At 70.7% G+C, this 13,773-nt stretch carries 13 protein-coding genes, 2 pseudogenes and 1 riboswitch; of the genes and pseudogenes, 8 read left to right on the top strand and 7 right to left on the bottom strand.

Annotated features, from left to right (window positions below; genetic code table 11):
* Positions 1-5: 5 nt before the first annotated feature.
* The 4 genes from ACZ7BZ_RS17030 to ACZ7BZ_RS17015 form a co-directional block, all read right to left on the bottom strand.
* Complete coding sequence (locus ACZ7BZ_RS17030) at positions 6-1,457, bottom strand: glycosyltransferase family 2 protein (RefSeq protein WP_188308442.1); 1,452 nt, start codon at positions 1,455-1,457, stop codon at positions 6-8.
* Between the two features lie 66 nt (positions 1,458-1,523).
* Positions 1,524-2,375 (bottom strand): hypothetical protein, encoded by an 852-nt coding sequence (locus ACZ7BZ_RS17025; protein ID WP_470359017.1) that lies wholly within the window; start codon positions 2,373-2,375, stop codon positions 1,524-1,526.
* A gap of 164 nt (positions 2,376-2,539) precedes the next feature.
* A complete protein-coding gene (locus ACZ7BZ_RS17020; protein ID WP_470359016.1) occupies positions 2,540-3,994 on the bottom strand; it encodes a glycoside hydrolase family 26 protein in 1,455 nt (484 codons plus the stop codon).
* Between the two features lie 136 nt (positions 3,995-4,130).
* Positions 4,131-5,051, bottom strand: a complete 921-nt coding sequence (locus tag ACZ7BZ_RS17015) for a hypothetical protein (protein WP_470359015.1) — start codon at positions 5,049-5,051, stop codon at positions 4,131-4,133.
* A gap of 439 nt (positions 5,052-5,490) precedes the next feature.
* A riboswitch (cobalamin riboswitch) is annotated at positions 5,491-5,631 on the top strand.
* A 191-nt stretch (positions 5,632-5,822) separates the two neighbouring features.
* Here ACZ7BZ_RS17015 and ACZ7BZ_RS17010 point away from each other — a divergent pair.
* The 3 genes from ACZ7BZ_RS17010 (at position 5,823) to ACZ7BZ_RS17000 (ending at position 9,817) form a co-directional block, all read left to right on the top strand.
* Positions 5,823-8,243, top strand: a complete 2,421-nt coding sequence (locus ACZ7BZ_RS17010) for a ribonucleoside-diphosphate reductase subunit alpha (protein WP_470359142.1) — start codon at positions 5,823-5,825, stop codon at positions 8,241-8,243.
* Positions 8,243-9,259 carry a ribonucleotide-diphosphate reductase subunit beta gene (locus ACZ7BZ_RS17005; protein ID WP_470359014.1) on the top strand — a complete coding sequence of 339 codons (1,017 nt, stop codon included), beginning with the start codon at positions 8,243-8,245 and terminating at the stop codon, positions 9,257-9,259. The genes ACZ7BZ_RS17010 and ACZ7BZ_RS17005 overlap by 1 nt, the downstream gene beginning before the upstream one ends.
* Positions 9,260-9,343: 84 nt before the next feature.
* Positions 9,344-9,817, top strand: a complete 474-nt coding sequence (locus ACZ7BZ_RS17000; RefSeq protein ID WP_470359013.1) for a hypothetical protein — start codon at positions 9,344-9,346, stop codon at positions 9,815-9,817.
* Here the strand turns inward: ACZ7BZ_RS17000 and ACZ7BZ_RS16995 are convergent.
* Positions 9,810-10,031, bottom strand: coding sequence for a DUF397 domain-containing protein (locus tag ACZ7BZ_RS16995; RefSeq protein WP_470359012.1), 222 nt, complete (start codon positions 10,029-10,031; stop codon positions 9,810-9,812). The genes ACZ7BZ_RS17000 and ACZ7BZ_RS16995 overlap by 8 nt on opposite strands.
* Before the next feature lie 27 nt (positions 10,032-10,058).
* On the bottom strand, positions 10,059-10,913 hold the full coding sequence (locus ACZ7BZ_RS16990; RefSeq protein ID WP_470359011.1) for a helix-turn-helix domain-containing protein: 855 nt from the start codon (positions 10,911-10,913) through the stop codon (positions 10,059-10,061).
* 231 nt (positions 10,914-11,144) lie between these two features.
* On the opposite strand from ACZ7BZ_RS16990, the gene ACZ7BZ_RS16985 reads away from it, so the two are divergent.
* The 5 genes and pseudogenes from ACZ7BZ_RS16985 (at position 11,145) to ACZ7BZ_RS16965 (ending at position 12,906) form a co-directional block, all read left to right on the top strand.
* The gene (locus ACZ7BZ_RS16985; RefSeq protein ID WP_470359010.1) at positions 11,145-11,558 is read left to right on the top strand and encodes an ATP-binding protein; all 414 of its coding nucleotides are present in this window, start codon (positions 11,145-11,147) and stop codon (positions 11,556-11,558) included.
* Entirely contained in the window at positions 11,555-11,827 is a 273-nt protein-coding gene (locus ACZ7BZ_RS16980) for a hypothetical protein (RefSeq protein WP_470359009.1), read from the top strand. Before ACZ7BZ_RS16985 ends, ACZ7BZ_RS16980 begins: the two co-directional genes overlap by 4 nt.
* A gap of 16 nt (positions 11,828-11,843) precedes the next feature.
* A pseudogene (locus ACZ7BZ_RS16975) lies at positions 11,844-12,038 on the top strand (DUF6879 family protein); the annotation flags it as partial.
* Positions 12,035-12,229, top strand: a pseudogene (locus ACZ7BZ_RS16970) (helix-turn-helix domain-containing protein); the annotation flags it as partial. The pseudogenes ACZ7BZ_RS16975 and ACZ7BZ_RS16970, both read left to right, overlap by 4 nt.
* Positions 12,230-12,759: 530 nt before the next feature.
* Positions 12,760-12,906, top strand: coding sequence for a hypothetical protein (locus tag ACZ7BZ_RS16965; RefSeq protein WP_470359008.1), 147 nt, complete (start codon positions 12,760-12,762; stop codon positions 12,904-12,906).
* 167 nt (positions 12,907-13,073) lie between these two features.
* On the opposite strand, the gene ACZ7BZ_RS16960 is transcribed toward ACZ7BZ_RS16965, so the two are convergent.
* The gene (locus ACZ7BZ_RS16960) at positions 13,074-13,667 is read right to left on the bottom strand and encodes a DinB family protein (RefSeq protein ID WP_470359007.1); all 594 of its coding nucleotides are present in this window, start codon (positions 13,665-13,667) and stop codon (positions 13,074-13,076) included.
* Positions 13,668-13,773 lie beyond the last annotated feature (106 nt).

Below are 13,773 nucleotides of genomic sequence, written 5' to 3'. Positions count from 1 at the left end.
TCCGATCAGGCCGGCTTGGCGATGACGACGAACTTGTTCTCCTCGCGCTTGAGGAACTTGATCAGCCCCCGCAGCCCGCCCCAGCCCTCCAGGAAGGAGAACACCGGGATGCAGGCCACCACGACGATCGGCTCCCACCACTTGCGCCGGTGGTTGGCCGAGGCGACCACGTTCAGCCGCAGCCCCTCCCAGTAGGTCCAGATCACGTAGGCGAAGTTGATCGCCCACAGCAGCACCACGGACTGGGTGACCGGTGAGGTGTTCCAGGTGCCGGTGAACCAGGCGACCATCAGCACCAGGCCGACGTGCTGCAGCGGGCCGAGCACCCAGCTGACCATGCCCATCCCGATGAACAGCCGGTACCGCAGCGGGATGGTCTTGTTGAAGCAGAGCGCGACCAGGCCCCAGGCCCAGCGCTCGCGCTGCTTGAGGAAGTCCTTGACGCCGGCCGGTGAGGCGCCGTAGCAGCGCCCGTTGAACCAGTCGCTGCGGCCCGGGTAGCGCTGGCAGAAGTTCAGCGCCATCTGGGCGTCCTCGACGATGGTCTTCGGCCCGAAGTCCCAGCCGATGGTGGCCTCCACCGAGGAGCGCACGATCAGCAGCTCGCCGTGGACGCCGGCGATCGGGGTGCCGGTACCGGTCATCGCGCGGAAGCGGGCGATGTCGTCGGCCGGGCGGATCGCGTCGGCGAGCCAGGTGAAGGTGGAGACGGCGTTCTCCCGCGGGTACGTCAGGATGCCCTGCGCCATGTGCTTGGCGTCGTCCCCGGCCCGGCGCTGCCGGTTGACGAACTGGGCGACGGCGGCGGCGGTGTCCGGCCCGACGCCGGTGTCGTCGTCCATGTGCAGCACCCAGACGTCGTCCTGCGCCTCGCCCTCCTCGATCCGCAGCTCGTGCGAGTAGTGGTTGGCGCGGGCCTTGAACTTGGTGCCGTTGGCCGTCTGGTAGGCCTTCGGCACGGTCACCACCCTGATCAGCGGGTGGCGTTCGGCCAGCTCGTCGATCTTCTCGGCGGCGGCGCAGCCCTCCTCGGTGAGGATGTCCACCCGCATCCAGGGGAAGTACGACGGCAGGTGCTCGACGTACGAGAGCACCGAGCGCTCCAGCGCCGGGTAGGTGTCATGCCGGCCGATGGTCGGCACCAGCACGATCAGGAAGTCGTCCTCGACCGGCGCCGGCGGGGTCATCCGACCCACCTGGCGCAGCCGTCGGCGGACCATCAGCACCCCCTGGAAGCCGATCAGCACGCCGAACACCGGCATGCCCCACAGGATGGTGATCGCCCAGCCGAGCGGGGTCGGGTTGGGCACGTACGCCCAGATCGAGAAGGTGAAGATGATCGCGAAGGCGATGTAGAACGGCAGCACCCGGGGCTTCCACGACATCTGTCGCTCGGCGAGCCGGGCGGCCTCGCGGGAGGTGGTGAGCACCGTCCGCGCGGGGGCTGTCGCTGTCATGGCGGAACTCGTTCCTCGTCTGGTCTCGGTCCGGCCCCGGGCGGGGCACGGGTGGTCGGTGGGCGGTCAGGCCTGCGGCGGCCGGTTCGCCGGCGGGGCGTCGGCGGGCGGCGGCACGACCGGGCCGGGGGCCACCGGGCCCGTGGCCGGCTGACCCGCGGGCGGCTGACCGGGTGCCGGCTGGCCGGCCGCGGGCCACTGCTGCTGGGCCACGGTCGGCTGGTACCCCGGCGCCGCCTGGGGCGGCGGCTGCTGGGCGTACCCACCGGGCGGCGGCACCTGCTGGGGCAGGGGCTGCGCCGGCGGCCACGCGGCGGGCTGGGGCTGCTGGGGCTGCTGGGGTGCAGCCGGCTGCTGGTACCACGACGGCTGGGCCGACTGCTGCTGCGGCCATCCGGGCTGCGGCGAGCCGTACGGCGCGGGCTGCGGGGCGGACGGGGCGGTCTGCACGACCGGCCAGGGCGCCCCGGCCGACGCGGTCTCCGGCCGCTCCCGCCACGAGGAGCGGGCGAGCAGCACGATCAGCGCCGCGGTGACGACCACGCCGAGCGCGAAGGTCGCGAGCTTCAGCTCGCCCTCGGTCGTCCCGGTGAACCACTCCCGCTGCGGCTTGTCCAGCAGCGCACCGGTCAGGCTGCGCACCCGGTTGTAGCCCTCGACCAGGGCCACGCCCGCCGCGACGCCGAGCGCCCAGTTGCGCCCGCGCAGCAGCAGGAGGCCCGAGAGCAGGTACAGCAGGCCGTAGTTGAGGCTTCCGGTCTCGGCGTCCACCGAGGTCCCGCCGTAGTAGAAGATGCCCTTGAGGTAGGTCGCGAAGCCGACCTGGCCGAAGCAGTTGTAGGCCGCCCAGCCGAGCAGCACCACGCCCCAGCCGATCGCCAGGCCACCGGCCCCACGCATCGGACGCGTCTGTGTCATCCCCGTACCCCACCCCTTCGGCCTTCTGCCGACCGTCCGCCCGCCCGCCCTCGGTTTCGCCGCCACAGGATGCCACACGGCGCAACGGACCCGGAATCCAGCCCGCTCAACGGATCCGGCAGACGGATCCCGGCAGACGGGTCCCGCCGACCGATCCCGACGGCTCAGCGGACGTGTAGCCCGCTCCAGTCGATGCTCCCGCCGGACTGGCCGGAGCCGCCGGTGATCGCCAGGGGGCTGTGGTAGGTGGCGTTGACGTCCGCGCCGGAGTTGCCCGGCTGGTCCGGGGCCAGGTTGTCGGCGGTGAGCGCCTGTCCCCAGACCGTCCAGATCGTCCAGGGGGTGCGCCGCAGGGTGTCCGGCTGGCGGGAGTTGACGGGCACGGCGAAGGACTCGGCGAGCATCCGCGGCTTGCCGTAGGCGGCGAGCCCGTCGTAGTAGCGCTTGGTCCACACCTCGCCGGTGCCGATCGGGTGCGCCGGGCTGCCGCTGTAGTCGTCCACCCCGACCACGTCGACGTACTGGCTGCCCGGGTAGTAGTCCCACGGGTCCATCCCCGGGGCGCCGTCCCAGGACACCGGCGTCCAGACGAACAGCAGGTTGTGCAGGCCCCTGGTCTCCACCAGGTACTTGTAGGTGATCCGCCACAGCGCCTGGTAGTCGGCTGGCTTCTGGCCCGCCCACCAGAACCGGCTGGAGCAGTCCTTGACGTTCATCTCGTGGTACGGGCGCAGCAGCACCGGCACGCCGTGGGCGGCCAGGTACTCCAGGTGGTCGGCCAGGTAGGACAGGTCGGTGATCAGCGCGCGGTATTCGGGGGTGTCGCCCGCGGCGTCCACGACCCGGCCGAACCAGCCCGGGTCGGTGGCCGCCGGGGAGTTCGAACAGAGCACCCGGTCGAAGGACTTGACGTCGGATCCGGGGTAGGGCTCGTGGAAGGACATGCCGACGATCCCGGCCGGGGCCCCGCCGTTGTCCGGCAGTTCGGTGGTGCTGCCGTCGCAGTTGTGCTGGACGCCGGCGCTGTCGTAGGAGCCGTCGTCGGCGCGCGGGTGGCCGGACCAGACGGCGGCCATCAGGTCGACGGCGTCGTCGGTGTACTGCCAGCCGGCCCGGCAGGTGGGCCAGCGGCCGGCCGAGTAGGAGCGCGGGTTGCCGACGCCCCAGGCGTTCTGGCCGTAGCCGGGGCCGAGGTCGGTCTCCATGAAGCCGGGCAGCCGGCCGGTGATGTCGGCGGCCTTCCTGTAGTAGTAGCCGACCTGCTTGGTGCCCCGGTAGTCGCCGTACCCGGGGTTGTCGCGCTCGTTGTGCGCCTCGACGTGCTGGCCGACCACCGTGCCGCCGCTGTGCCCGGTCCGGGCCTGGGCCTCCAGGTCCGCGAGGAACTGCTGGACGGCGCGGGCGTTCGGCGAGGCCTGCGCGTCCCGGGCCAGCAGGTCCCGGCCCACGTCCGGCGGCAGGGTCCGGCCGGGGGCGCCGACCGACACCGGTACCCGGACGGGCGGTCCGACGTCGGTCCGGTCGTCGCGGTCCAGCAGCACGAGGCTGCCCGCGACGACCACGATGCCGGCCGCGGCCAGGACGGCCGACTTGCCGCGCAGGGCTCTGGGCAGGGCCACGACCGCTCCTCCGGTTGCTCGCCGGTACCGACCCCCACGGACGCAACCGGAACACGCGTACGACTCACTCCGACGAGAGCCTGCCACACTCCCCCGGCCCCGGCGAACGGCTCCGCCGCCGGGGTGTCACGACGGGTCAGCCGGTCGGGGTGGCCGCCGACGTGCCCTGCGAACCGGGCGTGGCGGAGCCCGCCGCCTTGGCCCGCTGGAGCAGCTGGCCCTTCACGTGTTCGGCGAACCCGGAGGACGCCGCGGTCGCGGTGGCGTCGGGGGTGTTGCCGCCCTTCGCCGTGCCCTCGACGGTGAAGTAGGCGTACCGGCCCAGACTGCCGTGGGTGCCGGTGCAGCCGGGGCTGGCGCAGAACGCCGGCGCGCCCGGCGCGGGGAGGCCCTTGAGCTGACCGGCGAAGTTCTTCATCGCGGTCTCGGCCTGGATCTTGTGGTCGAAGACCGCCACGCCGACGGTCACCGCGCTGTCGCCGGAGACGTACGTCGCCCGGAGCACCTTCTGGCAGCCCTGGTCGCCGAGGATCTTGCCCAGCCCGCCGGTGGTGGAGTTGCCGTCCCAGCAGGGCTGGTCCAGCGAGACCACGGTCCGGTTCCAGGTCGCGCCGTTGACCGTCACCTGCAGGGCGGAGAACAGCGCCCCCGCGTCCTGCGGCGCCGGGTCGGTGGCAGCCTCCCAGATCGGCTTCGACGGGTCGTCCGGCTGGCCGCCCGGGGTCCCGCTCGCGCTCGACGGACCGGGGGTCGGCTTGGTCGAGGCGGTGGAGACCGCACCGCCGCCGGGCTTCTTCGGGTCGTCCTTCTTGCCGAGGAGCAGCACGCCGCCCGCGACCGCGCCGCCCACCAGGACGACGGCGGCCACGATGCCGATGACCTTCACCCGGCGCTTGCGCTTGCCGTCGGCCTCGTTGCGGTTCGCCAACGCCTCCCAGTCCGGCTCGACGCGCTGCGGCGGGACGGGCTGCGGCGGAGCCGGCTGCTGGGGAGGCTGCTGCTGCCACTGCGGCTGCGGGGCCGGCGGCTGGACCGGCTGGGCAACCGGCTGGGGCACCGGCGGGACGGGCTGCGAGAACGGCTGCCCGGGCGGTGCCACCGGCCCGTAGGAGGCCGGCGGCGGGCCGAAGCCGCCGCTCGGTGGCGGTACCGGACCCGGTACCGCCGGCTGCTGATTCTGTGCGCCCCCCGGCCCGGCGGGAGGCGTCCCCTGCGGTCCGTGCCCAGGTACGCCAGTTCCGTCGCTCATGCGCCCAGATCGTAGGGCATCCCCCCGGGCGCCCCGAGGCCCGGTGACCGTTCCGTGGCGAAACCAGGACGCGCGGCGCCCGGACCGGGGGCGTCCGACGCGCGGATCCGGGGCGCCCGGTGGGCCGCCGCATCGCCTCCCGGGCGCCACTCCAGCCCTCGGAAGACCACGAACCATCACCCGCCCGGGCACCGCAGGTCATCGCGCCAACACGCCACGCCGCACTACATGTGGTGTCGCATCGAGGAGACACCACTACATGTATGCTCGCTTCTGCTGTCGATGCAGGGGAACCCGGTGCGATTCCGGGACTGCCCCGCAGCGGTGTGCGGGCGGCTCCAGCAGCCGTACCGCGAGTCCGAGTACCTGCCGAACAGTGTGCGCCACGGCCCTCCCGCAGAGGCCGCGCCGGCACCAGAACGACCCCTCCGGGCCTCGCGGGCGGGCCGGGGAGACACCTCGCGCGACGCTTTTTGCGTTCGCGCCGTGCTCCCCTGCCCACATCGGCCCGGGTGACCCCGATCACGCCGCCGATCGCCGCCAGGAGAGAGCGCCTTGACCACCGCTGCCTCAGTCACCCTGCCCGCCCAGGGCACCGGTACCGCATTTGTCGACCCGACGGTCTCCGACCCCGGCGGCGCGCTCCTGCGGCTGCTCACCGACCGCAGCGCCGACCTCACCGAGGTCGACCCCGGCCATGTCGCCGCCGCCGCGCTGCGCGGCCGCCACGCCGGCTCGGACTTCGCCGAGCTGCGCGGGCTGGCCGTGGACGCCGCCGCGTCGATGATCGCCGAGGACCCCCAGTACTCGAAGCTGGCGGCCCGTCTGCTCGCCCTGGAGATCGTCGACGAGGCGAACGGCCAGGGCTCGGTCTCCTTCTCCGCCTCGATCGCCGTCGGCCACGCCGAGGGCCTGATCGGCGACACCACCGCCGCCTTCGTCGCCAAGCACGCCGACACCCTCGACGCGCTCATCGACACCAAGGGCGACGACCGCTTCGAGTACTTCGGCCTGCGCACCGTGCAGTCCCGCTACTTGCTGCGCCACCCGATCACCCGCAAGGTCATCGAGACCCCGCAGCACTTCCTGCTCCGCGTCGCCTGCGGCCTGGCGGTCGGCGACTCCGAGCAGTCGGTGCGCGAGGTGTCCGAGCTGTACGGCCTGATGAGCCGCCTGGAGTACCTGACCTCCTCGCCGACGCTCTTCAACTCCGGCACCCGGCACCCGCAGATGTCCAGCTGCTACCTGCTGGACTCGCCGCTGGACAACCTGGACTCGATCTACAACCGCTACGCGCAGATCGCCCGCCTCTCCAAGCACGCCGGCGGCATCGGCCTGTCGTACTCGCGCATCCGCTCGCGCGGCAGCCTGATCCGCGGCACCAACGGCAAGTCCAACGGCATCGTGCCGTTCCTGCGCACCCTCGACTCCTCGGTCGCCGCCGTCAACCAGGGCGGCCGCCGCAAGGGCGCGGCCTGCGTCTACCTGGAGACCTGGCACGCCGACATCGAGGAGTTCCTGGAGCTCCGCGACAACACCGGTGAGGAGGCGCGCCGCACCCACAACCTGAACCTGGCGCACTGGATCCCGGACGAGTTCATGCGCCGCGTGAACGCCGACCAGGACTGGTCGCTGTTCTCCCCGGCCGACGTCCCCGAGCTGGTCGACCTGTGGGGCGCCGAGTTCGACGAGGCGTACCGCAAGGCCGAGCTGGCCGGCAAGGCCGTCCGCACCATCCCGGCACAGACCCTGTACGCCCGCATGATGCGCACCCTGGCGCAGACCGGCAACGGCTGGATGACCTTCAAGGACGCCTCCAACCGCGCCGCCAACCAGACCGCCCTGCCGGGCCGCACGGTGCACTCCTCCAACCTGTGCACCGAGATCCTGGAGGTCACGGACGACTCCGAGACCGCCGTCTGCAATCTCGGGTCGGTCAACCTCGGTGCCCACGTGGCCGCCGGCGCCTCCGCCGACGACCTGGTCAACGCCATGGACTGGGAGCGCCTCGACGCCACCGTCCGCACCGCCGTGACGTTCCTCGACCGCGTGGTGGACATCAACTTCTACCCGACCACCGAGGCCGGCACCTCCAACTCCCGCTGGCGGCCGGTCGGCCTCGGCGTGATGGGCCTCCAGGACGTCTTCTTCAAGCTGCGGATCGACTTCGACTCCGCCGAGGCCGCCCGGCTCTCCACGCTGATCGCCGAGCGCATCATGCTCACCGCCTACGAGCGCTCCGCCGACCTGGCCGAGCAGCTGGGCCGCCACGAGGCGTACGGCGAGACCCGCGCCGCCCGCGGCGAGCTGCACATCGACCACTTCCCGACGGCGGCCCCGCAGTGGACCGACCGCTGGACGGCGCTGCGCGCCCGCATCGCCGAGACCGGCCTGCGCAACTCGCTGCTGCTCGCGATCGCCCCGACCGCGACCATCGCGTCCATCGCCGGCGTGTACGAGTGCATCGAGCCGCAGGTGTCCAACCTGTTCAAGCGCGAGACCCTGTCGGGCGAGTTCCTCCAGGTCAACCCGTACCTGGTGCGCGAACTCAAGGAGCTCGGCGTCTGGGACCAGCAGACCCGCGACGCCCTGCGCGACGCCAACGGCTCGGTGCAGGAGCTGGGTTGGCTGCCGGAGGAGGTCCGCTCGCTGTACCGCACCGCGTGGGAGCTGCCGCAGCGCGCCCTGATCGACCTGGCCGCGGCCCGCATGCCGTACCTCGACCAGAGCCAGTCGCTGAACCTGTTCATGGCGGCGCCGACCATCGGCAAGCTCAGCTCGATGTACGCCTACGCGTGGAAGGTCGGTCTCAAGACCACCTACTACCTGCGCTCGCGCCCCGCGACCCGGATCGCCCAGGCCGCCTCGGGCGCCGCCCGCGCCGCCGCGCCCGTGCCGACGGGCACGATTCCTGTGGGCACCCCCACGCTCACCCCCGAGGAAGAGGCCGCGCTGGCCTGCTCCCTGGAGAACCCCGAGTCCTGCGAGGCCTGCCAGTAATGACTGCCGACGACCGCAAGATGCTGCTCGACCCCGGCTTCGAGCTGACCCTGCGCCCGATGCGCTACCCGTCGTTCTACGACCGGTACCGCGACGCGATCAAGAACACCTGGACCGTCGAGGAGGTGGACCTGCACTCGGACGTCGCCGACCTGGCGAAGCTGAGCGAGGGCGAGCGCCACCTGATCGGCCGGCTCGTGGCGTTCTTCGCGACCGGTGACTCGATCGTCGCGAACAACGTGGTGCTGAGCCTCTACAAGCACATCAACTCCCCGGAGGCGCGGCTGTACCTGAGCCGTCAGCTGTTCGAGGAGGCCGTGCACGTCCAGTTCTACCTGACGCTGCTCGACACCTACCTTCCGGACCCGGAGGACCGCAACGCGGCCTTCGCCGCGGTGGAGAACATCCCCTCCATCCACCAGAAGGCCCAGTTCTGCTTCAAGTACATGAACGCGGTCGACCACATCGACTCGCTGCAGACGAAGGAGGATCGGCGGGCGTTCCTGCTCAACCTGATCTGCTTCGCGGCGTGCGTCGAGGGCCTGTTCTTCTACGGCGCGTTCGCCTACGTGTACTGGTTCCGGAGCCGGGGCCTGCTGCACGGGCTGGCGACCGGCACCAACTGGGTGTTCCGCGACGAGTCCATGCACATGGACTTCGCCATGTCGGTCGTGGACACCGTCCGCGAGGAGGAGCCCGACCTCTTCGACGACGAGATGGCCAAGCAGGTCACGGAGATGCTGGAGGAGGCCGTCGCGGCCGAGCTCCAGTTCGCCCAGGACCTCTGCGGCGACGGTCTCACCGGGATGAACACCGACTCCATGCGCCAGTACCTGGAGGCCGTGGCGGACCAGCGCCTGGCCCGCCTCGGGATGCCGATCCGCTACGGGTCGACCAACCCGTTCGGGTTCATGGAGCTCCAGAACGTGCAGGAGCTGACCAACTTCTTCGAGCGCCGGGTGTCGGCGTACCAGGTGGCCGTCGAGGGCACCGTCGCCTTCGACGACGACTTCTAGATCGACAACGTTCAGCAAGACAGCGGAGCTGCCGTCCCACGGCAGCTCCGCTGTCGGTTCTCGGTATACGGGGGTAGCCCAGACATGCCCAAGCTCCAACAACGCGTGATCGACGGCCCGTTCGGGCCGATCCAGGTCAGCCACGACCGCTGGCCGTCCGTCGTGGCCAAGGTCCAGGGGGCGGGAATGCCCACCGTCACCGTGGTGCCCGACCGCGACCACGGCGCGATGAACGTCAACGGCCACCCCGTGCCGACCAGCCGGAAGGGCCGGACCCGCACGGCTGTTGTCGGTGACCGCAGCTACGAACTCCGGTCCACCAGCCTGCGCAAGGCGGAGCTGCGCCGCAACGGCCATCTCATCGCCCACGCCCGGGGCACCTACCGGGCTTACGCCCCCGGCCGCACCATCCCCGGCCTGGATGCCAAGGTCACCTGGTCCCAGGGCATCGACCCGACGGATGTCGCGGTCGCCCAGTCCATGGTGATCGCCTTCGGCGCCGGCGGCCCGGGCGTGGTCCTGCGGACGCTCTTCTTCTGGTACGACAACCTCAGCTGAGGTAACGGACGGTCGAAAACTCCCCGCCCTTGACCCCGGAGAGGAAGTCGGCCCACACCTCACCTGCGAACAGCAGAACCGGGCCGTCCGGGTCCTTGGAGTCCCGGACGGCTATTCCGCCTCGCACCAACTGCCCGGTCTCCACGCACTCGTTCGCCTGGGCGCTGTAGCTGCTCTTCCACCAACCCCGAGCGGCGATCTCTGGCACAGTCATGTGCTCACACCTCTTTTGATCTCGTCGTCACATCTCCGCCGCAATCGCCGCGATCATATCCAGCGACTTCACCGGGTCCAGGGCGGCCGATCGCAGATACTCGAAGACCAGCCCGTAGCCGTCCAGCTCACCCTGCTGCTCCAGGTAGTGGCTGCTCGTCAGCGTCTCCAGGAACACTGCCCCTGGAGTGGGCGAATCGGAGAAGCCGTACATCACGAAGGCACCGCACGCACCAGCGGTTGCACCGACATCCAGTGGCACCACTTGCAGGGTCACGTTCGGCAGCTTCGCCGTCTCGATCAAGTACGTCAGCTGCTCACGATGAACGTCCGCCCCTCCCACCGGACACCTGAGTGCTGGCTCCCAGATGATCGCCCAGAAGCGGGCCGGGTCCGGCTTCGCGAGCACTTCCTTCCGCCCCATCCGAATCTCGACCAACTGGTCGATCCGCTCCGGGCGCACCGCGGCGGGATTGGCCTCCAGCAGGGCCCGGGCGTAGCGCCTCGTCTGCAACAGGCCCGGCACAACCATGGTCTGCCACATGCGGATGTACCGGGCATCGTCTTCGAGCCCGAGAACGTCTACGTACGCCGACGGGATCGTGTCGCCGTAGTCGTGCCACCAGCCCCGCTTCTTGCTCTCCCTGGACAACCTCTCGAGCGCGTCACGTTCCGCCCCGACCACGCCGTAGAGGTCCAGCAAGATCCCCAGATCCAGCCGGCGAACGCCGGATGCCCCGGTCTCTATGCGGCTGATCTTGGCGCGGGAGCAAGCCAGAGCCTTCGCTGCGTCTTCGGTGCCCTTGCCCGCGACCTCGCGGAGACGGCGAAGCTCGGAGCCGAGTCGGCGAGCACGCACGGTCGGCCTCAGCTCGTCAGCCATGTACAAATCCTCTCCCTGGCCTCCCTCAGTTTGCCTTGTGACGATCCGTCATTCCAGCGGGAGCCTATCTGCATCGTTGCATTTGTTTCGCTTGCAGTCTGCATCAGCACGGGTGCATGCTACCTGGAGTAGTGGGGCCCGACACAAAGAGTGATCATGGCGGGCTCACCTCCCGGGCATTCCCATGCCCCTTCACCACTCTCACCTGCACACTCCAGAGGTGGCCCTGCCATGCGCGAACAGACCTGCTGGCTCCCCCGACACCCCAAGTCCCCCCGCAACGCCCGCCAGGAGCTCCGCGAGTTCCTCCTCCCCCACCCCTCCGCCGAACCCCTCCTCCCCACCGGCGAGTTGATCCTCTCCGAGCTGGTCACCAACTCCGTCCAGCACGCCCGCGCCCCGCGCGACCGCCTGGTCTTCATCCGCCTCCAGCTCCCCGCCCCCGCCACCCTCCGCATCGAGGTGCACGACGCCGACAGCGAGAAGCCCTCGCTCCGGCCCACCTCCACCAGCTCCGAGACCGGCCGGGGGCTGCTCCTCGTCCAGGAGTTGGCCTCCGAGTGGGGCTGCTGCCCGCGCAGGGGCGGGATCGGCAAGTTCATCTGGTGCCACATCACCGCCTCCGCCGAGGCGGTCGCCGCGTGAGCGCCGTCCGGGCCCGGATCACCGGCATCATGCTGCCCACCGCGTTCCCGAGCCTCGACCACGCGCTGCCGGTCCTCTGGGACCACGTCCGCCGGCGCCCGGTCCGCGCGGCCCACCGGGACTTCATCCGTCTCTGCATCGGCCCTGGCGGCGGCAACGGCGTCGCGGAGTGCCTCTCCCGCAGCGGCCGCTGGTCCGTCACCCTCTACGTCGGCGACATGACCGACTGGACCGCCCACCCGATCACCATCACCACCCACCGGCTCTGAACTCCGTCGCCCCCAGCAGAATGTGGCCGGCCTGCCCGGCCACGACTGCTGGCTGTTCGACGACGCCCAGGTCTACCGGATGCGCTACACCGACGCAGGGCAGTTCATCGGCGCGGAACTACTGCCCGACAACCGTCTCGACGAGTACCAGCGGTACCGGGAGATCGCGCTGGCCAACGCCGTACCGTTCGGGGAGTACTCGGCGGGTTGAGCAGAGATCAGCACAAAGAACTGGGCAAAGCCCTGCGGACGCTGCGGATCGCCTCGGACAGAACAGCCGAGACCGTCGCCCGCAGGGCTTCCATGTCTCCGGCCAAGCTCTCGAAGATCGAAACCGGCAAGGCTCTCCCCAGCGTGCAGGACGTGGACCTCATCCTGACGGCGCTCGGAATATCGGACGAAGCCGAAGCCGAGTTCCTGGAAGCCGCTCGCGGCGCGGCCACGGAGGAGACGGCCTGGCGAGAACTCAGACAACAACCGCGGCACGAAGGTCCCGATGGCCAAGCGGATCGCCCGAGAGGCGGTCGCTTTCGTCGCCACGGGCGCGCTCCGACGCGACATCGCCATCGCTCCGAGCCGCATCGTGGACGAGGGCTGGCACGCCCTCACCCAACACACCGAGGCTTACGCGGACCTCTGCACGCGCTTCGGGGAGTTCGTCCACCACAGCCCGGGGTACGGCGCCCAGAACTACGACCCGGACATCCTCCAGCACACGCAGGACGCCATCCGCGCGGCCGGTTTCCACGTCGACCCGGACCTGTGGCGGGCCCCCGACGACGACAGCCTGGTGACGGTCGCCGCGAGCCGCCAGCACGCCCCCCGCCAAGGACGGGCCGATCAAACCGATGCCGAAGCCCGAACACCCGTGCCACAAACCGAAGGTGGCCTGAGCGGCATACCCTGCCGAGCAACCGACAGGAGGTACTCCGGTGGAAGAGTGGGTCGACCCCCGGTACGCACAACTGGTCGCGTGGTACCGAAAGCAGCAAAAGGCGCCGGAGGGCCCCGCCTACGGCCCGCCCGCCGATGACGTGCCGGTCCGCGGCTTCGTCCTGGAGCCGATGCCGCAGCAGTAGGGCCCCGGCATGAGCCCCCGCTCGGCGCAGACGCCGGGCGGGACACCGCACTGGTGCACGGGGAGTCGGCCCCGCCGGCTTCCCGCGCACCGCGTCAGCCGCGCTCCTCCCGATCCGGGGCGCAGGGCTGGGGCTGCTGCCCGCACAGGGCGGCATCGGGGGCGGGCTCAGCCCTGCTTGGCCTGAGCCTCCTTGGCGGACGCCTCCAGCCGGTTCCGGTAGTCCTGGTACCAGGCCTCGTCTCCGCCATCCATGTTGCTGTTGTCCTTCCGCATACCGGCCTTGCCGTCGATCAGCTCGCGGACGATGTCGGCGTGGCCGGCGTGCCGGTTCGTCTCGGCCGTCATGTGCAGCATGATCCGCTGAAGCGTCACGTCTCCGTTGTCGCCCCACCAGGCGACGTGGCCCATCGCGTCGAGCGGTAGCGCCTCGATCGTCGTGTCCGCGTGCGCCCAGGCGCGGCGGTAGAGGCCGAGGACGTCCTCGCGCGACTCGTCGGCGGGTGCCCACATGTCCGAGTTGGGCTCGGCGTCCTCCTCGTGCCAGGGGAGGGATTCGTTGTGCGGGCGGCCGAAGGTCGGGCCGAAGTACCCGAGCTCGACGCTGGCGAGGTGCTTGACGAGGCCGAGGAGATTGGTGCCGGTCGGCGTCAGGGGGCGGCGGATGTCGTACTCGGACAGTCCGTCCAGCTTCCAGACGATGGCTTCGCGGGCTGCTTTGAGGTAGCGGTGCAGGTCATCCTTGGGATCATTGGGCTTCATGGGGCCGAGTCTCGCATCACCTGCCGACAGCGGTCTCGTGAATTCGCCGGAGCAGTGGAGCCACCACCCGAACTCCCCTTCCTCCGGGCGGAGTGGCGCAGACCCG

The organism is Kitasatospora sp. NPDC036934 (genome assembly GCF_055608425.1).
Note: the sequence above shows the minus strand (reverse complement) of the source record. Positions and strands in the feature narration are given on the sequence as shown.